The following is a 20,395-nucleotide window of genomic DNA, read 5'->3' as shown; positions in this document are numbered from 1 at the left end:
AAGATGACGTAGGGGCCAAAGATCGGGTCCACCCGGGCCTGGATGGTCACCTCGTGGGCCCCGGCCCGCCGGCCCATTTGCTGGATGACGTAGCCTTCGATGCGCGCCCCCGGCACATGGTCAAGGGCCCGCTGCCGGGCCGCAGCCGCAGCCTCGCGCACGGCCTCGGGGCCGGGGACGTCCAGGACGATGCCGCCGACGTCAAAGGGCTTGGGAATGTCCGGGGAAATGATCTTGACGGCCACGGGATAGCCCAGGGCGTCGGCCGCGGCCACGGCATCGTCGATGTCCTCGGTGATGTGCGAGGCAATGGCCCGCACCCCGTAATAGCCGAGGACCTCCTTGGCTTCGGGGTCGGTGAGGGTGAGCCTCCCCTCGCTATAGGCCCCGCTCCACCACGGCCCGGGCGGCGTCCGGGTCGGGCGCGTATTCGTCGGGCAGGCTGGCCGGCATCTCCATGAGGAGTTCCTGGTTTTTGCGGTAGCGGGCCAGCTGGACAAAGGCCGAGACGGCCTGGTCCGGGGTGGCGTAGGTGGGCACCCCGGCCTTGTTTAAGATTTTAAGCGCCTCGCCCCCGGCCGGATCGTAGCCCATGAAGCAGGCCAGCACGGTGCGGCTGGTCTTGGCAGCGACTTCGGCCACGGCCCGGGCCGTTTCCTCGGGAGATACTCCGGGAAAGGGCACATGGACCACCAGCACGGCGTTGGCTCCGGGGTGCGCGCAAAAGCGCCCGCAGCGATTCGGCATACAGGGCCGGGGCGGCGTCCACGCCCATGTCGACCACGCCCTGGCGCTGCCAGTTGGGGCCAAGGACGCCGGACAGGCTACGGCCGGTGTCGGCGTCAAAGGGGGCCAGTCGGCCGCCGCCGTCGAGCAGGGCGTCGGCCGCCATGATGCCCATGGACCCGCCGTTGGTTAAAACGGCCAGATGGTCGCCGGAGAGCGGCCTGGCCCGGGCCAGGGTCTCGGCCGCGTCAAAAAGGGTGTCGATTTCGCCCACCCGCAGCATACCGGCCCGGCGAAAGGCCTCGTCGTAGACCTCGTCGCGCCCCTCGCCCGGACCGGGCGGGAAAAGCGTCCACAGCTTGCGGCCGGGTTTGACCACGAGCAGGGGCTTGTTGCGGGCGGCCGCCCGGGAGGCGCTCATGAACGAACGGGCGTCGGTGACCGTCTCGACATACAGGAGAATCGAGCGGGTGTTGGGATCGGAGGCCATGTAGTCGAGGATGTCGGCGTACTTGAGGTCCACCCGGTCGCCAAGCGACAGGATGTGGGAAAAGCCGATGCCCTTGGTGTGGGCCCAGTCGAGAACGGCGGTGAAAAGCGAGGCAGACTGGGAAATAAAGGCCATGCGCCCGGGGTTGGCGTCGCGGTTGGCCAGGGAGCAGTTGAGCCCGATGCCGGGGACGAGCAGGCCCATGCCGGACGGGCCGAGGATGCGGATGCCCGACGGTGCGGCCGCTTCGAGCATCCGGGCCTGCAGGCTGCGCTTGGCCTCGCGCTCAAGCTTGGCATAGCCCGGCGGCAGCACGACAGCCGCGCCAACGCCGCGCCGGCCGAGTTCGCGCAGGGTTTCCGGCACGGATTCGGGGCCGGTGCAGATAACGGCCAGATCCGGGGTCAGCGGCAGGGTGTCGACGGACTTGTAGCAGGTGATGCCGTCAATTTCGGCCAGATCCGGGGCCACGGGCATGACCGGTCCCAGAAACTTGCCGCCAAGCAGGTTTCGCATGATGACCGTGCCCACGTGTCCGGGGTCGGCCGAGGCACCGACAACGGCCACGGAATTGGGACGGAACAGGGCGTCCAGGCTTCGGGCGCTCAATGCGATGGTCCCCCTTCTGGCTGGTTGGAAGTTTGGGTAAGGATAGAGGCCTCTTGGGGTCAAGGCAAGGGGTTTTGCGGCCGGGGTGCGCTCCTTGGCGCGGGGGTGCGGCGGCCCGCCGTGTTGACAGGAACTCCCCGGACTGGCACGGTTTTCTGTATCGGCACAGGGCCGTTAGGGAGGACGTCATGGAAGTCACGACCAGCCTTGTCACGGATAATGAATTTTTCTCTGCCGAGCGCCGCGACAGCATGTTGCTTGTGCGCGGCAAGCCGCATTTTGCCCGCCACGCCGGGGATCTCAAAAAGATAGACACCTTTTTCGACCACCTGGAGATCATTTCCCGCACCGATGAAGTGAATGTGGTGACGTTTATCGGGGCGTCGGAGAAAGCCGGCGGCGACGAAACCCTGGAGTTCTTCGAGTCCCTGCTCGCCTCGCGCCGGGAGGATTACCTGCTCCAGCGGCTGCTCAACCTCGTCAATAACTACACCGTCACCATGGCCGGCCTAAACAAGGTGACGATCAACGCCGATTGCGGACGCATTTCGCTGTTTCATCTCAACATGGCTCTGGCCTGCGACTACCGCATCGTTTCCGAACACACGGTCTTTGAAAACACCTTTGCCGAACTTGGCACCGTCCCCAAGGGCGGCGGCGGCTATTTCCTGTCGCGGATGCTCGGGGCGGGCAAGGCGGCCGAGGTGCTCCAGTGGCCGCGTTTCACGGCCGAAGAGGCGCTCACCCTGGGCATCGTGGACAAGATCGTGCCCGAGTCCAAGGTTGAGGAAGCGGCCCTGACCATCGCCGATTACTACCAGGAGCGGCAGGTGGCGACCATGCTGGCCATCCGCAAACTGCTCAAAAGCGACCTCAACGAACTGCGCCGGTCCCTTGAGACCGAGGACATGCTGCTGTTAAACCGGGTCAATTCCCCAGCCTTCCGCACGGCCCTGGAAGATCGCCGGGCCGTCCGCAACGCCGGGGCATAGCCGGCCGGACGCGCCGGGCCGCTCAGGCAGCCGGGGTGGCGGCTGGTGGTGGACGGGCCGGGCAACCGGCGGGGGGGGCCGGGCTCGACGTCCGGTGCGTGTGGATTTCCCCGGCCGGCTTCAGGCCGGGGGCAGGCCGGTCACCGTGACGGTGGTCATGCCCGGGCGCGAGGTGTCGAGGGTGATGTCGCCGCCGAAGGCCCGGGCGATGAGCCGGGCCGAGTAGGTCCCAAGCCCGGTGCCGCCTCTTTTGCCGGCCGTGGCGTATTTTTTGAAAAACCGCTCGCGCACGCCGGGCGGCACCTCGCCGGGGTTGGCAATGGCCACGCGCGGGGCGCGGGGATCGGACACCGTCACGGTGACCGGCCCTGACTCTGCCGCCGCTTCCAGGGCGTTTTTGAGCAGATTGACCCACAGCGACAGCAGGAGCACCCGTTCGCCCAGTATGACAAAGGCCTCGGGCGGGGCGTCATAGACGATGTCCAGGCGGCCGCCGGCCGACAGAAACGGGGCCAGTTCCAGCCGGGCATCCTCCAGCAGCCGGGCCAGGGGCACGGGGGCGGGAGTCAACTGCAGGCTGCCGGCCTCGAGCTTGTACAGATAGAGCGATTGGTTGATGCGCGTGGTCATCTCGGCCACCGTCCGTTCCAGCAGGGCTGTCAGCCGCTGTTGGCGCTGGGTGAGCGGGCCGGCCAGCTCCAGGGCCTCCCGGATGCCGGAGATGGTGGCCAGCGGGCTTTTGAGGTCGTGGCGCATGATCTGGTCGATGTCGTTTTTAAGCTCCTCCAGGCGTCTGGCTTCGCTGACGTCTTCCACGAGATAGACCGCGCCAAGCTCGGGCCGCTTGAGGTCGAGCAACCGGCCCAGGGCGAGCAGCGTCCGGCTGGACCCATCCGATCCGATCACCACTTCGCGTTCGCTGTCCCGTTCCGGGGTCATATCCAGGGTGTTGCCCAGAAAGGGCATGGCATGGGGCACGTCGGCCAGAAGCCGGCCGGTCAGTTCGTCACGGCCGAGTTGCCGGGCCAGTTGGCGGTTGGCGAACTGGAACCGGCCGTCCTGCACCACGCCGATGCCGAAGCGGTTGTCGTCAAGGATCATGGCGAGCAGGGTGTTTTCCCGGGCCAGATCCTCCCGGGCCTCGTCGGACCGGGCCTTGGCCACGGACAGGCGCAGGCGTTCCTGTTCGGCGAGCACGGCGTGGTCGCGCAATAGCTTGATCCGGTAGGCCAGGGCCAGGGACATGATGAAGACTTCCGCTGCCGTGCCGACCATGGGCGCATGGACAGTGGCCGGGGTGGCGGGCACGATGCCGGCCCAGGTCATGGAATGCAGCGCCCCGCACAGGACATAAAATCCCCAACCGACCAGGAAGACGGCTGCCGGGCGAAAGCCCTGCCGCAGGCGCGCCACGGCCGCCAGCGTGATGATCGCGGCCGTGGCCATGCCAACCATGGGCGCAACGAGGAAAGCGATTGCGCCTACCCGCTGGCCGATCAGGAATAGCGGGACCAGGAGAAGGGAAACAGCGATCTGCCCGGACAGGATGCGGTCAAGGGTCGGACAGGTGCCCCGGGTGAGCAGGAATGAACGGGTAAAAAGCCCCATGGTGGCAAAAACCATGGCGGTTGTAAGCTCGAAACATTTGAAGAAAAGGGCATGCTCCTCCCGCGAGGGGGCGGGGAAAATTGTCGCGGCAAGGCCGGAGGAACAGGCGTAGTAGACGATGAGCAGGGCGGCGTTGGCCACGTAGTAGCCATAGCTGGCGTCGCGAAGCGAGACGAAGAGGAACAGGTTGTAGGCCAGCATCGACCCCATCAGCCCGAAAAAAAGGCCCAGGATCCAGGGTCGCAAGGCCAGGGCCCGGGCCGCGTCCCTGGCAGGGAGGATGACCGGGTTGATGTTGATGCTGCCGTAGCCGGCCAGCCGCACATAAACGGTGACGTTCCCGCGCAGTTGCGGCGGCAGGGGCACGGGGTCCGGCCGATAGAGGTTCCACTCGCCGTGTGCTGCCGGTTGGGCCAGTGGTTGGCCGGGGATGAAGGCCTCAAGCAGGCGCAAAAACGGCCAGTTGAGGTCCAGGGCGTAGGCTTGGCTGGCCACGCCGGGCGGGATGGCGACGGTGACGCGCAGCCAGTAGACGCCATCGCCCGAAGCGGTGAAGACTTTGCCCGGGAGAGTGCGGAAGCGGCCGGCCTGATATTGGTCGATGGCCCAGGCCACGGAAGCGTTGTCCGGCGGAGCGGCCAAAACGGCCAGGGAGACGATGGACGGCCCGGATTCGGGGCTTGCCGCCAGAGCGGGCCGGACCGGGGCCAGACAAAGGAGAAGCAGAAAAACAACGACGGCCGGCCCAAACAGAGGCCGCGCCAGGGCATACGGCGCAGTGGGGATCAGACGGCGACGGGCCGGCATGACCGTTGCGGTTGGCGGCTTGTGTCCCGCAGCCGGCCCCGGGGCCGGGTGGACGAGGACAGAGCGGGCAGGCAGTGTTTCATTGCCGCCATATCTGCCACGCCATACCGCTGACGGCAAGAGTCATCGGCGATCTGTCGCCGGCTCTGGCTAGAAATAGCGCATACTGACTTTCTTGAGCTCCTTGAGGCTAAAGAGCATGGCGAAATCGTCCAGGCCGGTTTCGGCGGCCAGGGCAGCCACCACGGCCTGGCAGTCCTCGGGCGAGCGGCCATGGATCATGGTGTAGAGGTTGTACGGCCATTCCATGCAGGTGACGCGGTGGTAGCAGTGGCTGATCTCCTGGCGTTTGGCCATGATCGCGCCCATCCGGTCCACGTCTTCCTCGTCCACGGACCAAGCCACCATGACGTTGGCCCCGTAGCCGGCCTTCTGGTGCTTGAGCGTGGCCCCGAACCGGCGGATTTCCCCGGTCTCGGCCATGCGGGAGAGCAGCGCCACGACATGGGCCTCGTCCGTGCCCACGGCAGCGGCGATGTCGGCATAGGGCGTGGCCGAATCAGGCAGCGTGCCCTGCACCTGCTTGAGGATTTCCTTGTCGAGTTCGGTCAGCGGGGTGATTCCCGGAGCATCTGCCATGTCGCCTCCTGGTTGGCCGTCTGGAAAGCCTTTGTCCTTAGCGGCTTTGTGTGCTAGAGGCAACCGTGGCGGGTAATCGCCAAACGGCCGCCACGGGCGGCAGCGGCGCGGCCTTTCTGCCGCGCCTGGAGGGAGCATTATGAAGATCGCGGTGATAGGCGGCGGCAGCTGGGGCACCACCCTGGCCGACATGCTGGCGAAAAACGGCCACGAGGCCCGGTTGTGGGTGCGGGAACAAACGGTGATGCACGAGATCCGCACCACCCGGGAAAATTCCTGGTATCTGCCCGGCCGCAAGCTTTCCGACACCCTCGAAGTCAGCACCGATGCGGCCAGTGTGGCCGACGGAGCCAAGCATTTCATTTTTACCGTACCCAGCCAGTTCATCCGAAACGCCTACCAGCGGTTCGTTAAATATCTGCCGAAAAATCCGGTCATCATCTGCGCCAGCAAGGGCATCGAACTCGACAGCCTGATGACCATGTCCCAGGTGTGCGATGACGCCCTGGCCGCCATCAAGCCGCGGTTCGCCATGCTCTCCGGGCCGTCGTTCGCTTACGAGGTCATCCGCGAGATGCCAACCGCCGTGACCCTGGCCTGCAAGGATAAAAAGGCCGGCAAGGAAGTGCAGGAAGCCCTGTCCACGCCGTACTTCCGGGTCTACACCGCAACCGACGTGCGCGGGGTGGAGCTTGGCGGCGCCATCAAAAACATCATCGCCATTGCCGCCGGCGTGGCCGACGGCCTGGGTTTTGGCGGCAACGCCCGGGCCGCGCTCATCACCCGGGGCCTGACCGAGATGAGCCGGCTCGGCAAGGCCATGGGGGCCGACCGCCAGACCTTCATGGGCCTGTCGGGCATGGGCGATCTGGTGCTGACCTGCACCGGCGACCTGTCGCGCAATAGGCAGGTCGGCCTGCGGCTGGCCAAGGGCCAAAAGCTCCTGGACATCCTGGCCGAGATGAAGATGGTGGCCGAGGGGGTCAAGACCACCGAGGCCGTCTACGCCCTGCGCCAAAAGGTCGGCGTTGAAATGCCCGTCACCGAGCAGGTCTACGCCATCCTCTATCAGGACAAGGAGCCGGGACAGGCCGTCTACGACCTCATGACCCGGACGCTCAAGGACGAATAGGACTTTCTTCGAAGCGGCCAAGCAGGCTGCCGTCGAAGTCGAAGACGAGCAGGGTGAGGCCCGGGCCGGGACCGGCAAACCGGCGCATATGGCCCAACGCCTCACCGGCCAGGACCGCCACCAGGGCCGCCCTGGCCTCGGGCGAGGCCGCCATCTTCAGGGCATGGCGGGCGGTATTGGCCGTCCCGGCCTGGCTGGCCAGCTCGGCCGGCCAGCCGGCAGCGGCGCACCAGCCGGCCAGGGCGGAAAAGTCCGTGTCGCCCCGGTGGGCGTGGGTGTTGGCCAGACCCTGGGCCATCTTGACCAGCTTGCCGCCAAAGGCCGCCCAGACGATTCGGCCAAATTTTCGTCCGGCTGCCTCGGCCAGGGCAAAGGCAAAAAAATCCGCCGCCTGCATGAGCGCCGTTTCCGGCAGCTCCGGCACAGCCGCTCGCAGCAGGGCCTCGCTGCGCCGGCCCGTGGAAAAGCCCACCGTGTCATGGCCAAGCGCCCTGGCCACGTCCAGGGCCTCGCTGATCGACGTCTGCCAGGCGTCATGGCTAAACGGCCGCACAATGCCCGACACGCCGAGAATGGATAGGCCGCCCACGATGCCCAGGCGTCCGTTGAGCGTCTTCCGGGCCAGTTCCTCGCCATTTGCCACCGTCACCACGGCCGAAAATCCTCCGGCCCCGCCAGCAAGCTGTATGGCCTCGGCCACGGCCGCGGCAATCTGCGCTCTGGGGGCGGGATTGATCGCGGCCAACCCCACCGCCACCGGCAGCCCCGGCAGGGTGACGCGCCCGACCCCCTCGCCGCCGTCCACAACCACGGTCCCGTCCGCTGCCCCGTCCAGCCGCGACACCCGGCAGCCGATGGCCGCGCCATGGGTCACGTCCGGGTCGTCGCCGGCGTCCTTGATGATGGTGGCCACAGCCGTCTCGCCCTCAAGGCGGGCTTCGGCCACGGGCAGGGTCAGCCGCCCGCCGCCGGGCAGCCCCACGTCCACCGTCTCCGGGGCGCGGCCGGTTATAAGGAGCAGCGTGGCCGCCTTGGCCGCCCCGGAAGCGGCCGTGCCGGTGGTAAATCCTTCGCGCAGCGGCCCGTCGCGTTTCATCGTCCCTCCGCGCAGGCTGCGGCGAAATGGGCCGCAGCTTCCGGGTTGCTGCCGAAATGAAGATGCACGTAGCTGCCAAGGGTTCCCCCGGCCACAAAGCCTTCGGGCGTGTCGATGACCCCCTTGCGTCCGGTCAGGCCATACACGGCCGGGATGCCGGCCGGCACCCGGGTCAGGCGTGAATAGTGGAACTCATGGCCGCGCAGCACCGTTCCGGCCGGCCCCAGCAGCGTCGCCGCCCGGGTGGTCACCTCCCGGTAGCCCAGGGCGGCAAAGCGCCCGCCCATGGCCGCCTGGAGCGCAAACACCCCGGCCATGGGCCACTGCCGGCCATCCAGGTCGGCAAGGGATTCCATGAGATACATAAACCCGCCGCACTCGGCATAGACCGGCCGGCCGGACCGGCAAAAATCCCGCACCGCCCGGCGCATGGCCGCGTTGCCCGACAGCGCCGCCGCATGGACCTCCGGATACCCCCCGCCCAGATACAGCCCGTCCACCCCCGGTGGCAGCGCCGCGTCCGCCAGCGGCGAAAACGGCACCAGCCGCAGTCCGGCCGCCTCCAGCCGCCGCAGATTTTCGCCGTAATAGAAGCAGAACGCCTGATCGCGGGCGACGGCGAGCCGGCAGGGGCGCTGTCCCTGCACCTCTCCGGGGGCCAAAAGGGGCGCTGCCCCTTCTGGACTTTCCCGGCAGGGGCCCTGCCCCTGCACCCCGCCGGGGGGGATCATCCCCCCGGACCCCCTGGATGGGGCGGGTGGGGATGCTGGGGCGGGGTGGGAATAGGGGCCTGGGTGGGCAGGTGTCCTGAGGAAAAGGGGAGGGCGGCGAGGCGGGCCGGGAGGTCAATGGCGGCTTCGAGCCAGTCGGCCAGGGCGTCCAGGCGTTTGGCCACATCGATGGAATCCTCGGCGGTCACCAGCCCCAGATGGCGCGAGGGGACAGTGATGTCGCCCTGGTGCGGCAACACGCCCCAGACCGGCACCTCGGGCAGGGCGGCAGCCAGGGACTCGGCCAGAAGCGCGGCATGGGACGGGCTGCCGGCGTTGTTGAGGAGGATGCCGCAAAAGGTGAGATCCGGATCGAAGCGCACATAGCCAAGGGCCATGGCCGCCACAGACCGGGCCATGGAGGCGGCGTCGACCACCAGCAGCACCGGCAGCCCGAGCAGCTTGGCCAGCCGGGCCGTGCTGCCGGCCTCATCCGTGGCCGAGATACCGTCGAAAAGGCCCATCACGCCCTCGATGACGGCGACGTCGGCCCCGGCAGCGCAGCGGGCAAAGGTTTCCCGCACGCCGGCCTCGCCGCACATCCAGTCGTCGAGATTGTGGCTGGCCCGGCCGGTTGCCAGGGCGTGGTGGCCGGGATCGATGAAATCCGGTCCGGCCTTGAAGGCGGCAACGGCCAAGCCGCGCCGGGTGAGGGCCCGCATGAGGCCAAGGGCCACGGATGTCTTGCCGCAGCCGCTTTTGGTGCCGGCCACGACCAGGGCCGGCAAAAACATGTGCATCATGGGCGCATGATAGCCGAGCCGGCCGCAGCCGGCTAGCCGCCGCCAGCCTCCCGGAGGCTTCAGGCCGCGTTGAAGCCGGGGAAATCGTCTGCGTCTGCGGCAACTGCGGCGGTGTGGGTCACGACCAGATGGCCCGACCACCAGGCATAGATGGACCGGAAGACCCAGGGCAGGGGGATGATGCAGACCATGCCGACAAGCCAGACAAGGCTGCGCCACAAAAGGGCCCCGCCCGTGCCCGTAAAGCTGACGCTGTAGGCGTCGGCTTCGAGGTTGCGGCAAAACCAGCGCATCATGGCCACCGACGCCCAGGCCCAGCCGATGATGGTCACGACCGAGACGGCAACCAGCACCGACCAGCCAAGATAGGGCCAGTAGGTTCCGGTAAAGCGCGGGCTGCCGCCCGGAGCCAGCCGGATGTTTTCGAAAAACCAGCGATACAGCGGCAGCTTGACGGCCGCATCCAGGGGGAAAAGCACCAGGGACAAAACGATTTGCACCATCGCCGTCCGGCCGCCATGGGGCATCCCGGCCGTAGCCAGGCTCGGCAGATAGGCCAGAAAGGCCAGCACGGCGAAAAGCACCCAGACCGGTCCGGGCCGCCCGGTGAATTCGGCCCGGCCGCCGTCGTCAAAGGCCAGATGCCCCGTCCACCAGACGGCAAACGGCACAGCCCCCCAGGCTCCGGGGATGATCAGGAAAAAAAGAAACAAAAACAGGAAGGAATAGCCGAACGAAGCCAGGGCCCCGCCCGTAAACGTCACCCGCGCCTGCCGTGCTTCCATGCCGTCCTCCCGGTTGCAGATGGTTTCGTTGTGAAGCAGGCCGGGACAAAGGGCAAGACCCTTTTGACCAGGGCCCGTCGGCTGGGTACACACACGGCCATGACGCCAAAACTCTCGCCGCCCCCCATCGCCGTCCTCGGCTGCGGCATGGGCCGCCCCTGGCTTGCCCCGGAGGCCGCCGCCTGCCTGGCTGCCGCCCGGGTCATCGTCGGCGGCGCGCGCCTGCTTGCCGCCTTCCCCGACCATCCCGGCCGGCGCATCCCCATTGCCGGGCCGCTTGCCGCCGTGCTGGACGCCATCGAAACGGCAGCGACGGCCGGCCAGACCGTCGCGGTCCTGGCCGACGGCGACGGCCTCCATTTCGGCATCGGGACCACGCTGCTTGGCCGCTTTGGCCCGGATCGGCTGGTCTTTTTCCCCAATGTCACGGCCGTGGCCGCTGCCTGCTCCCGGCTTGGCCGGCCCTGGGCCGGACTGCCGGCCGTGTCGCTCCACGGCCGCACCGACGCCACCCCGCTTTTTGCCGCCCTGGCTGCCCATGGGGCCGTTGCCGTCTACACCGACGCGACAAACACCCCGGCCGCCATCGCCGCCTGTCTGCTTGAGCGCGGCGGCGAAAGCTTCACCATGGACATCTGCGAGGATTTGCATCTTCCGGGCGAGCGCGTCCGCCGCCTGTCCCTGTCCGAGGCGGCCACGGCATCGGCCTCGGCCCTGGCCCTGGTCCTCATCGAACGCACGGCCCCGCCGGAGGTGGCGTTGCATCTGGGCCTGCCAGACGAGGCGCTCCTTCGCCATGACGCCGTCTTTACCAAGGCCCCGGTCCGGGCCGTCTCCCTGGCCGCCCTGGCCCCGCGGCCCGGGGACGTGGTCTGGGACGTGGGGGCCGGCACCGGGTCCGTTGCCCTGGAAGCCTCGCTGCTCAATCCCGGCGGCCCGGTCTTTGCCGTCGAGCGCGACCCGGCCCGCCATGCCCTGCTGGCCCAAAATATCCGCCGCACCGGGGCGCTGACGGTAACGCCTGTCCGGGCCGAGGCCCCGCAGGGGCTGGACGCCTTGCCGGGTCCCCACCGCATCTTTGTCGGCGGCGGCCTGTCCACCCGGCCCGATCTGCTGCCGGAGCTGTGCCGCCGGCTTTTGCCGGGCGGCCGGCTGGTCATAAACGCCGTGCTGCTCGGGTCGCTCGGGCAGGCCATGGACCGGCTTGCCGCGTTGTCCCTCCCGTTTACCCTGACCCAATTGCAGGCCAGCCCGGCCTCGCCGCTGGCCGGCGATCTGCGTCTGGCCGCCGACAATCCGGTTTTCATCCTCACCGCCGCCAAGGAGCCTGCCCATGCCTGACGCCTCGGACAAAGACGTATCCCCCCGGGTGTATTTCATCGGGGCCGGCCCCGGCGACCCGGAACTGCTCACGGTCAAGGCCAGCCGGGTCATCGCCGCAGCCGACCTCGTGCTCTATGCCGGTTCGCTGGTTTCCCCGGCCATCGTGGCCCTGGCCAAACCCACGGCCCGGGTGGTCGATTCCGCGCCGCTCACTCTGGAGGAGACCCACGGCCTGATGGCCGCTGCCGCTGGTTGCGGGGAGCTTGTCGCGAGGGTCCACACCGGCGACCCGGCCCTGTACGGGGCCATTGCCGAACAGGCTGCGCTGCTTGCCGCTGAAAATATCCCCTACGGCGTCATTCCGGGCGTCACCTCGGCCTCGGCCGCTGCCGCCGCCTTTGCCGTCTCGTTTACCGTGCCGGAAATCACCCAGACGCTGATCCTCACCCGGCTGGCCGGCCGCACCCCCATGCCGCCCGGCGAGGCCCTGGCCGATCTGGCCCGGCACCGCTCGGCCATGGCCGTCTACCTCTCGGCCGGCGACCCCGAAGGCGTGGCCGAGGCACTCCTTGCGGGCGGGTATCCGCCTGAAACCCCGGTGGCCCTGGCCCACCGCCTGGGCTGGCCCGGTGAAAAGCGCCTGTGGGCCACCATCGCCAGCCTGGCCGAAACCGTGCGGCGCGAAGATATCGGCCGCCAGACCGTCTTTCTCATTCTTCCGGGCCTGGGACAGGCCACTGTCTCCAAACTCTACGACGCGACCTTCAGCCACGCCTGCCGCCCGGCCCGCAGCTGAGCCGGAAAGGAGAGCCGCCATGGAAACCCTGGAACTGCGCACCCCCCGCCGCGAAGCCCTGGTCCGCATCACCCCGGCCCTTCAGGAGCTGGTCGCCGCCAACAACTGGCGCGACGGGGCCCTTGTGGTTTTTTGCCCCCACACCACGGCCGGGCTGACCGTCAATGAAGACGCCGATCCCGACGTGGCCGCCGACATGGTGGACATCCTGGCCCGCCTTGTCCCCCGCGACCCCGGCTATCGCCATGCCGAAGGCAACAGCGATGCCCACGTCAAGACCACGCTCGCCGGCCCGTCGCTGACGCTGATCGTCGCCGACGGCCAGATCCGGCTCGGCACCTGGCAAGGCGTCTATCTGTGTGAATTCGACGGACCGCGCACCAGGAAAATCTGGGTGCAGTGGCTTGGGCAGGCCGCACCGTAGGAGAAGGACGAGCAAGCAAGGTCGCCCGGAGAGAAACAAAAAGGCGAAGGCCACCGGAACACTGTTGGTTCCCGTCTGGCTTGTGCGGCGGCGGTCATGCTCTCCGGCCGACTTCTCAACTGCGCGCGCAATACGCAGGCGAACTTCCCTCTAAACACTTGCCCCTTTGCAGGGGTCCGGGGGGATCATCCCCCCGGCCGCCGGAGGCATTCTTTCTCTTCTCCTCTCTCCCCATCCCCATCCCCCTCCCTCCCCTCATCCGCCCGCTAGCGTGGCTTGGTCGCCTGACGCCGGTCGTAGACGGCGCGGATGGCGCCTTCGAGTTCGTCGGTGGGGCAGGGTTTGAGCAGGTAATCGGCTGCGCCGCCGGTGATCATGGCCGAGGCGATGTCCACGGAGGCGTGGCCGGTTAGGACCAGCACTTCGGCTTCGGGGCAGGCGGCGCGCAACAGCGGCAGGGCTTCCTGGCCGGACAGGCCCGGCATTTTGACGTCGAGCACGATGACGTCGCAGGGGGCGTCGGCCAGCAGGGCCAGGGCTTCGTTGCCGCCGCCGGCGGTGCGCACGGTAAAGCCATGGCGGCCGAGCAGTTTGCCCAGGGTGTCGCGGAATCGTTCTTCGTCATCGACGATAAGGACGCGGATAGGGTCGGCCATGGGACGTCTCCGTAAGCGGGTTGGGAGTTGGTTACAGGGGCAGGGCCACGGTGAAGGTCGCGCCCTGGCCGGGGGTGCTTTGGGCGGTCAGGCTGCCGCCCAGGCGGGCAACGATGCCGTGGGAGACGGAGAGGCCCAGGCCCGTGCCCTTGCCGGGTTCCTTGGTGGTGAAAAAGGGGTCGAAGATTTTGGCCATGTTTTGCGGCGGGATGCCGCAGCCGGTGTCGCGCACTTCGATAATGGCCTGTCCGTCCCGGCGGCCGGTCCCCAGGGTGATGGAGCCGCCTTGGGGCGTGGCCTGCAGGGCGTTGGTGAGGAGATTTAAGATGACCTGGCGCAACAGCGGCACGTCGGTGCGCACCTGGGGCAGGCTGTGGTCGTAGTCGCGAACGATGGCCACACCCCGGCCCAGGGCTTCGCGTTCAACGAGCAGGGCCATGTCCTCGATGACCCGTTCCAGGGATTCCTCCTGGATGACCGGTTCCATTTTTCGGGCGAAGTTTAAGAGCTTGTGGGTGATCTGGCGGCAGCGCGCCACCTGCTTGCCGACCTGATCGAGGCTGTCGCGGATGTCGGCCAGATCGCCCTCTCCGGGGCAGCCGTTTGGTCCGAAGAGTTCCCGGGCCAGATCGATTTCCTGGGTGATGATGGCCAGCGGGTTGTTTATTTCGTGGGCGATGCCGGAGGACAGTTCGCCGATGGCGGCCAGTTTCTGGGATTGCAGCAGGCGCAGGTCGAGGTCGTGGAGCTTGCGTTCGCCGCGTCGCACCCGGCGGGCCAGGACCAGGGCCGAGCCGATGCAGACCGCCCCGGCAAACAGGGCCAGGACCACGCCGACCAGGGGCGGCGCGGCCAGGGCCGAGAGCACGGCCGCGCCGGCCATAAGCGGGGCCAGCAGGGTATGCGGCCACAGCGGCGGGCTGTGGTCTTCAGGAAGTATCGCGGGATTCATGGAGTTTCTTGCGCTCATAGGCCTTTTGGGCCTTTTCCAGCAGTTCTCCGAAATCCACGGGTTTGAGCACGTAGTCGTAGGCCCCAAGCGACATGCCCTGCATCCCGGCTTCCACCGAGGCGTGGCCGGTCAGGATGATGACCTCGACCAGGGGATGGCGTTTCTTGATTTCCTGGAGCACGGTCAGCCCGTCCATGCCGGGCATCCGCATGTCCAGGATGACCACGTCAAAGGGCTCCCGGTCGAGCAGGGCCAGGGCATCGGGACCGTTTGAGGCGGCGGTCACCGGTATCTGGCGGTAGGTGAACCGTTTGACCAGGGTTTCGATGAAGTCGGTCTCGTCATCCACGGCCAAGACGCGAAGTCCCATCAGTACCTCTCTCCAGGCGTTTGGCTGTTGCGCCTGCGGCGTCGGGCTGTTTGCGTGTTGCATGGGTGTATTGCTGCGGCGGCGCTGGTTGCAGGTGGCGTTTGGGATTGGGGCAAAACGGTCATCCGCCAATGGGCAGGGTGATGTGGAAGGTGGTCCCCTGGCCTTCCTGGCTGTGGACGGTAATGTGGCCGCCAAGTTTTTCGATGATGCTGTAGCTGATCGTCAGGCCAAGGCCGGTGCCTTCGCCGACTTTTTTAGTGGTAAAGAAGGGATCGTAGATCTTTTCCAGGGTTTCCTTGGGGATGCCCTTGCCGGTGTCGGTGATGGCGATATCCACCTCGCCGGCGTCGGGCACGGCGCTGGTGGTGATGGTGATGGTGCCGTTTTTATCGATGGCGTCGATGGCGTTGTCTAAAATGTTGAGAAAGACCTGCTGGAGTTGGGAGGTGTCGGACTCGATGTGGGGCAGGTCGCCTTGGTAGTTGCGCACAAAGGTGATGCCCCGGAAGTTGGCCTCGTTTTCCAAAAATGACCGGGTCTGGTCCAGGAGCAGGTTGATGTCGAGGTTCTCCTGGGTCGGTTCCATGCGGCGGGCAAAGCCGAGCAGGCGGTGGGTGACGTCCTTGGCCCGGCGCACGTGGAACTCGATCTTGGTCACGGCATCGGCGAATTCCCCAAAGTTGGGACTGGCCTTGATGTCTTCCTCGGTCAAGAGGTCGCGCATCCAGCCGGCCTTTTCCATGATGATGGCCAGGGGATTGTTGACTTCGTGGGCAACGCCGGCGGCCAGTTTCCCCAGGGCCGCCATCTTGCTCGACTGGGTGAGCGAGGCGTCAAGGGTGGCCTTTTCCCGCTCGGCCTTGATGAGCTGGCGCACGGTGCCGTTGGCGATGACCACCGCGCCGGCAATGATGAGCAGGGAGCCGCCCGAAAGGAGCAGGATGAGCAGCCAGCGCGCCCGGTACAGCGGCAGCATCTCTTCGCCGGGATCGTCTTTTATGACCAGCAGCCAGTCTTTGAGATTGAGCCAGGTCATGGCGTAGAGCGAGACCTGGCCGCTGACGGTCATTTCCTCCACCCGGGTGCCGGAGAAGCGGGGGATGTCCGGGAAGGGGACGGTGTCGAACATGTCGTGGCCAAAGCGCGGCTTTGTCTGCAGCACATGCTGGGCGTTGAGCAGAAAGGCGTCGCCGGACTTGCCGAGATGGATGACGCGCACCAGGGAATCGAAGATGTCGGAGTCGATGGCCGCACGCAGCACCCAGGTCTTTTCGCCCTCGCGCCGGCTGATGGCGATGTTGAAATGGGGGTATTTGCGAAAGCCCATGAACACGTCGCTGACGTGGATGCCCTTGGCCATGACGGTGCGGAACCAGTCTTCCCGGCTGTAGTCGATGCCGCGCAGCTGGTAGGGGCCGACGTAGGAGACGCAGATGCCGTTCTGGTCGATGACCTGCAGGTCGAGGAAGGATTTGCTGTGCAGCTGGAGCACGCCGAAGATGCGTTCCAGGTAGGCATCGCCGGAGAGGTCCTGGTAGGATTCGGTCAGGGCCAGATTGGACAGCTGGGCCACACGTTCGGACAGAAAGAGATCGAGGGTGACCTTTTTATTGTCCACGAGATTGCGCAGATTGCCATAAATCTTGTCGGTATAGGTGTCGTAGAACTTGGCGTAGAGGCCAAGGCCGAGGCTTAGAAGCGGAATGAAGGAAAAGGCCAGGGTAATGGCGACAAGTTTCAGGCGGAGCCGGCCGAATTCGTCCTGGATCATGATATCGCCTCGTAAAGTTGTGGACGCGGGAGGGATGATAGCCCAGGCGAGGGCGGGAAGCAAAGGCTCATGGAGCCGCCTGGACCAGGGGAATGGTGATGCTGACGGCCACGCCGCCGCCGGGCCGGTCGTGGATGCTGATGGTCCCGCCGTGGTGTTCGACCACGGCCCGGGAGGCGGCCAGCCCGATGCCCAGGCCCGGCATTTTGCCGGTGGTGACGTCGCTGAGTTGGTGAAATTTTTCAAACACCGCCTCCCGCATATTCGGCGGGATGCCCTGGCCGGTGTCCTCGACGGTGATGACGGCCATAGGGCCGGCGTGCCGGACCCGGCAGGCGATGTGGCCGGAATTGGTGAACTTGACGGCGTTGGACAAAAGCTGGCCAAGGACGAAGAGCAGCCGTTCGCGGTCGCAGCGAAGCAGCGGAAAATCGTCCGGGATGTCGCGGACAAAGGCCAGCCCCTTCTGCGCCATGGCGCCGGCATGGTCGGCCGCTGCCTGGTCCACCACCGCATCCACCGGGACAACGCCCAGGGCCAGGGGCATGTCGCCGGATTCCAGGGCGGCCAGTTCCAGCAGATTGTCGATGAGCCCGGACAGATGGCGGCCCTCTTCCAGCATGATGGTCAGGTTGGCCCGGGTGCGGGTGGCTTCGGCCACCGCTTCCGGGTCGGTTCCGGCCGGTTTGGCCAGGACGCCGCGCTCCAGGCGCTTGCGCATGACCTGGGCAAAGCCGACCATGGAGGTCAGCGGGGTTTTGAGCTCGTGGGAGACCAGGCTTAAAAAATCGGATTTCACCCGGCTCAAGTCCTCGGCCCGTTTCCTGGCCTGACGGGCTTCGTGTTCCTTGGCGGCCAGATCGTTTATGGTGTCGCGCAGGTGGCGTTCCATGCGGGCCAGATCGGCCGCCACTTCCCGGAATTCCCCTTCGTAGGCGTCAGGGTCGAGGTCGCCGGCCTCGCCCCGGGCCACCCGCCGGGCGTGGCGGCCAAGCTCGGCCAGGGGAGAGGCCACGAAGCGGTAAAGTCCCCAGGCGGCCAGGGCCACCAGGATCAGGACCGCGATCTGGATGACGGCCACAATCAGGCTGGTGGTGCGCACGATCTGGCCGCGCCGGGCTTGGTAGCTGGCGCGCAGCTCTTCGGTGACCGGCTCCAGGGCCCGGGCCGCGGCCACAAAACCGGTCCTCGGTGAACTGTCGTCCTCCAGGCGGCTGGCATAGGTGTCCAGGGCCGCCAGATACTCCGTCAGCACCCGGTCCGTCTCGTCCAGGGGGGCCGGAGCTGCCCGGGCTGCGTCGCGCAGGCCCTTGGCGTCGTGCTCCAGGCGTTTGTAGGCGTCGGGGGTGCCTGAAGCCAGCCACCGTTTTTCCAGGCGTTCCAGGTGTTTGATCGCCGCTGTCAGGGATGGCTGGAGGGCGGCCAGATTTCCCAGGGTCTGGGAGGCTTCCAGGTAGCGGGTGGCCGGATCGGTTGTGGCTGCCACGCCGGGGCTGCCGGCCATGGCCTCAAAGCCGGTCAGATAGTTTTGCAGATGGGCCAGGGCGGCGTCGCACAGGGGATCGTGGTCCGGGTCCAGGGTACGGATGGTGGCGATGGCCGCGCTGGCAGCCTGCTGGTGGCGGCGCACGGCGGCCAGGGCCTCGGGGTCATGGCGCAGAAAATAGTTTTTTTCCTGCCGGCGCATGTCCAGGGCTTCGATGCGGGCGGTGACGGCCAGCCGCTCCAGGGCCAGGGTGCGCTCGGTGGAGCGGTTTTCCAGCACATCCACGGCAAAGATCAGGACAAATCCTGCTACAATACAGCCGCAAAGCGTCTTGAGCTTCCCTTTGACGCTTAGGGCCACGCGCGTTCACCGGTGTTGGGCACGTCCGTCTCCCTGGCCATGGCAGGCCGTTTTCGGTTGGCGCAGGACGGTCTGTTGCCTGCCTGCGGTTCCGTCGGACGGGATACTCCTGCTTAGCTGATGCCGGTTCGGTTTGCCAGAAGATTGTGCCGGGTTTCACATAGGCGGGTGCATTGGCGGGAGTCCCGGCAGGGGCGAACCCTGCCGGGACCGGATGGGGAAGGGCGAAGAACGAAGCGTGTCGGACGGTTACTTGATATCGTTTAGGTAGTCGCCGTACCCGGCCTGGACCATGGCGTCGGCCGGAATAAAGCGCAGGGCGGCGGAGTTCATGCAGTAGCGCTGGTTTGACGGCGGCGGGCCGTCGGGAAAGACATGGCCGAGGTGGGAATCGGCCAGCCGGCTTCGCACCTCGGTGCGGCGCGAAAACAGGCTGACATCGTCATGTTCGACCACGGCATCCGGCCTGATGGGCCGGGTGAAGCTCGGCCAGCCCGTGCCCGAGTCGTACTTGTCGCGGGAACTAAACAGCGGTTCCCCGGACACCACGTCAACATAAAGCCCCGGAGCCTTGTTGTCCCAGTAGGCATTGTCAAAAGGCCGTTCCGTGCCGTTCTCCCGGGTGACCTCAAAGGCCAGGGGCGTGAGCTGCTTGCGAAGGACAGCATCGTCTGGCCGGGTGAACTGTTGCCAGGATGCGGCCGGGGCCGGAGCGCCGGCGGCCTTGGCCGCGTCGCCCCAGGTTTCGGCCAGGAACTGGTCGCGTCCGGAGAAGTTGCGGTAGGTCTGGTATTGCAGCTTGTGGGTGCGCCAGTAGTCCTGGTGGTAGGGTTCGGCCTCGGTGAATTGGGTAAAGGGCAGGATTTCCGTCACGACCGGCCGGGTGAAGCGTCCCGAGGCGTCAAGGGCGGCCAGGGCCAGGACGGCCTCCTCCTTTTGGGCCGCGTCATGGACGAAGATGGCCGTGCGGTATTGCCGGCCCCGGTCGGCGAACTGGCCGCCCGGGTCGGTGGGGTCGATATGGCGCAGGAAGACGTCGAGGACCTGCCGGTAGGTGACGCGCGTGGGGTCGAAATGGACCTGCACGGCCTCGTAGTGCCCGGTGGCCCCGGAAGAAACCTGTTCGTAGGTCGGGTTTTGTTCGCTGCCGCCGGTATAGCCTGAGATGACGGCGCTAACACCGGGCAGCTTTTCCAGATCCGCTTCCACGCACCAGAAACAGCCGCCGGCCAGGGTGGCCACGGCCTGGGTTTGGCTTTGGTGCGACATCGAATCCTCCTTTGCGGTTGCACTCGCCCCGGCGGCCAGGCCGGACCGGGGGGAGGCGATGGCCCAGGCCAGAAGCAGGGCTATCGCGAGCAGGGTGTGGTTGCCGATGGTCATGGTGTCCTCCTTGGGCCAAGGGCTGGATCAGAACCGGCCGCCCGGTCGAGCAGCCCTTCGGCCAGCGGGGACGCGACATCGGGAGCGCCGAGAAAAGAGAGCAGCTCTGCCGTGTCGCCAAACGACAGGGTCGCGGCCAGCGGACGGGCCTTGGGTGCTGTGCCGCGCATGACGGTTTCCAGTATATATCCGCCAGCGGCGGTCTTGTGCAATGTCAATTCCCAAAAACGCGTTCCTCCTCCGGCCACGTCGCGCTCGTCGATACGGGCCAGAAGCAGGGGGCGCTGGCCGGATGCGGACGCTTGGGACAATGCAGGGCCGTTCATGGCGATGCTCCTTGCCTGCAGGAATACTGGGGGAGGTGCTATCAAGAATCGAACCACTTCCGGTGATCTTTCGGGCGTTGAAATTGCGGGATAAATTTGAATGGATCAAGGCCGGCCGCGGAAAATTCCCAGAAAAGAGGAGCTACTG

At 66.7% G+C, this 20,395-nt stretch carries 20 protein-coding genes and 1 pseudogene; 5 read left to right on the top strand and 16 right to left on the bottom strand.

Annotated elements, in window-relative coordinates; translation table 11 throughout:
- The 3 genes and pseudogenes from DVDV_RS23355 to DVDV_RS10275 all read right to left on the bottom strand — a co-directional run.
- Positions 1-326, bottom strand: a pseudogene (locus DVDV_RS23355) (acetate--CoA ligase family protein); the annotation flags it as partial.
- 52 nt (positions 327-378) lie between these two features.
- Positions 379-642 carry a hypothetical protein gene (locus DVDV_RS23350; RefSeq protein WP_254845341.1) on the bottom strand — a complete coding sequence of 88 codons (264 nt, stop codon included), beginning with the start codon at positions 640-642 and terminating at the stop codon, positions 379-381.
- Positions 560-1,825, bottom strand: coding sequence for an acetate--CoA ligase family protein (locus DVDV_RS10275; protein WP_254845340.1), 1,266 nt, complete (start codon positions 1,823-1,825; stop codon positions 560-562). The genes DVDV_RS23350 and DVDV_RS10275 overlap by 83 nt, the downstream gene beginning before the upstream one ends.
- Before the next feature lie 188 nt (positions 1,826-2,013).
- Here DVDV_RS10275 and DVDV_RS10270 point away from each other — a divergent pair, with 188 nt between their 5' ends.
- Positions 2,014-2,817 (top strand): enoyl-CoA hydratase/isomerase family protein, encoded by an 804-nt coding sequence (locus DVDV_RS10270; protein ID WP_075354579.1) that lies wholly within the window; start codon positions 2,014-2,016, stop codon positions 2,815-2,817.
- A 120-nt stretch (positions 2,818-2,937) separates the two neighbouring features.
- Here the strand turns inward: DVDV_RS10270 and DVDV_RS10265 are convergent, their stop codons facing one another.
- Both DVDV_RS10265 and DVDV_RS10260 read right to left on the bottom strand, forming a co-directional pair.
- Positions 2,938-5,232, bottom strand: a complete 2,295-nt coding sequence (locus tag DVDV_RS10265; protein WP_075354578.1) for a 7TM diverse intracellular signaling domain-containing protein — start codon at positions 5,230-5,232, stop codon at positions 2,938-2,940.
- A 150-nt stretch (positions 5,233-5,382) separates the two neighbouring features.
- Positions 5,383-5,871 (bottom strand): Lrp/AsnC family transcriptional regulator, encoded by a 489-nt coding sequence (locus DVDV_RS10260; protein ID WP_075354577.1) that lies wholly within the window; start codon positions 5,869-5,871, stop codon positions 5,383-5,385.
- A 139-nt stretch (positions 5,872-6,010) separates the two neighbouring features.
- Between DVDV_RS10260 and DVDV_RS10255 the strand changes: the two genes are divergently transcribed.
- Entirely contained in the window at positions 6,011-7,003 is a 993-nt protein-coding gene (locus DVDV_RS10255) for an NAD(P)H-dependent glycerol-3-phosphate dehydrogenase (RefSeq protein WP_075354576.1), read from the top strand.
- Here DVDV_RS10255 and DVDV_RS10250 read toward each other — a convergent pair.
- The 4 genes from DVDV_RS10250 to DVDV_RS10240 form a co-directional block, all read right to left on the bottom strand.
- A complete protein-coding gene (locus tag DVDV_RS10250; RefSeq protein ID WP_075354575.1) occupies positions 6,990-8,099 on the bottom strand; it encodes a cobalt-precorrin-5B (C(1))-methyltransferase in 1,110 nt (369 codons plus the stop codon). The two genes, DVDV_RS10255 and DVDV_RS10250, sit on opposite strands and share 14 nt — an antisense overlap.
- Positions 8,096-8,746 carry a hypothetical protein gene (locus DVDV_RS23900; protein WP_368482915.1) on the bottom strand — a complete coding sequence of 217 codons (651 nt, stop codon included), beginning with the start codon at positions 8,744-8,746 and terminating at the stop codon, positions 8,096-8,098. The genes DVDV_RS10250 and DVDV_RS23900 overlap by 4 nt, the downstream gene beginning before the upstream one ends.
- Before the next feature lie 80 nt (positions 8,747-8,826).
- On the bottom strand, positions 8,827-9,612 hold the full coding sequence (locus tag DVDV_RS23895) for a cobyrinate a,c-diamide synthase (protein ID WP_368482914.1): 786 nt from the start codon (positions 9,610-9,612) through the stop codon (positions 8,827-8,829).
- Positions 9,613-9,671: 59 nt separating this feature from the next.
- Positions 9,672-10,397, bottom strand: coding sequence for a hypothetical protein (locus DVDV_RS10240; protein ID WP_075354574.1), 726 nt, complete (start codon positions 10,395-10,397; stop codon positions 9,672-9,674).
- A 99-nt stretch (positions 10,398-10,496) separates the two neighbouring features.
- On the opposite strand from DVDV_RS10240, the gene DVDV_RS10235 reads away from it, so the two are divergent.
- Genes DVDV_RS10235 through DVDV_RS10225 form a run of 3 tightly spaced genes read left to right on the top strand, consistent with a single transcriptional unit; the run spans position 10,497 to position 12,940 of the window.
- Positions 10,497-11,738, top strand: coding sequence for a bifunctional cobalt-precorrin-7 (C(5))-methyltransferase/cobalt-precorrin-6B (C(15))-methyltransferase (locus tag DVDV_RS10235; protein ID WP_075354582.1), 1,242 nt, complete (start codon positions 10,497-10,499; stop codon positions 11,736-11,738).
- Positions 11,731-12,516, top strand: a complete 786-nt coding sequence (gene cobM, locus DVDV_RS10230; protein ID WP_075354573.1) for a precorrin-4 C(11)-methyltransferase — start codon at positions 11,731-11,733, stop codon at positions 12,514-12,516. The genes DVDV_RS10235 and cobM overlap by 8 nt, the downstream gene beginning before the upstream one ends.
- Before the next feature lie 19 nt (positions 12,517-12,535).
- The gene (locus tag DVDV_RS10225; RefSeq protein ID WP_075354572.1) at positions 12,536-12,940 is read left to right on the top strand and encodes a secondary thiamine-phosphate synthase enzyme YjbQ; all 405 of its coding nucleotides are present in this window, start codon (positions 12,536-12,538) and stop codon (positions 12,938-12,940) included.
- 266 nt (positions 12,941-13,206) lie between these two features.
- Here the strand turns inward: DVDV_RS10225 and DVDV_RS10220 are convergent, their stop codons facing one another.
- The 7 genes from DVDV_RS10220 to DVDV_RS10190 all read right to left on the bottom strand — a co-directional run bounded on the left by DVDV_RS10220 (position 13,207) and on the right by DVDV_RS10190 (position 20,247).
- The gene (locus tag DVDV_RS10220) at positions 13,207-13,596 is read right to left on the bottom strand and encodes a response regulator (RefSeq protein ID WP_075354571.1); all 390 of its coding nucleotides are present in this window, start codon (positions 13,594-13,596) and stop codon (positions 13,207-13,209) included.
- 31 nt (positions 13,597-13,627) lie between these two features.
- Positions 13,628-14,548, bottom strand: a complete 921-nt coding sequence (locus tag DVDV_RS10215; protein ID WP_075354570.1) for a sensor histidine kinase — start codon at positions 14,546-14,548, stop codon at positions 13,628-13,630.
- Positions 14,526-14,918 (bottom strand): response regulator, encoded by a 393-nt coding sequence (locus DVDV_RS10210; protein ID WP_075354569.1) that lies wholly within the window; start codon positions 14,916-14,918, stop codon positions 14,526-14,528. The genes DVDV_RS10215 and DVDV_RS10210 overlap by 23 nt, the downstream gene beginning before the upstream one ends.
- Before the next feature lie 121 nt (positions 14,919-15,039).
- A complete protein-coding gene (locus DVDV_RS10205; protein WP_075354568.1) occupies positions 15,040-16,692 on the bottom strand; it encodes a PAS domain-containing sensor histidine kinase in 1,653 nt (550 codons plus the stop codon).
- Positions 16,693-16,759: 67 nt separating this feature from the next.
- Positions 16,760-18,538, bottom strand: a complete 1,779-nt coding sequence (locus tag DVDV_RS10200; RefSeq protein WP_075354567.1) for a HAMP domain-containing sensor histidine kinase — start codon at positions 18,536-18,538, stop codon at positions 16,760-16,762.
- Positions 18,539-18,787: 249 nt separating this feature from the next.
- A complete protein-coding gene (msrB, locus tag DVDV_RS10195; protein ID WP_075354566.1) occupies positions 18,788-19,921 on the bottom strand; it encodes a peptide-methionine (R)-S-oxide reductase MsrB in 1,134 nt (377 codons plus the stop codon).
- Positions 19,918-20,247 (bottom strand): hypothetical protein, encoded by a 330-nt coding sequence (locus DVDV_RS10190; RefSeq protein WP_075354565.1) that lies wholly within the window; start codon positions 20,245-20,247, stop codon positions 19,918-19,920. The genes msrB and DVDV_RS10190 overlap by 4 nt, the downstream gene beginning before the upstream one ends.
- Positions 20,248-20,395 lie beyond the last annotated feature (148 nt).

Source organism: Desulfovibrio sp. DV, from assembly GCF_001936595.1.
Lineage (GTDB): Bacteria > Desulfobacterota > Desulfovibrionia > Desulfovibrionales > Desulfovibrionaceae > Solidesulfovibrio.
This window is presented reverse-complemented; position numbering and strand designations above follow the sequence as displayed.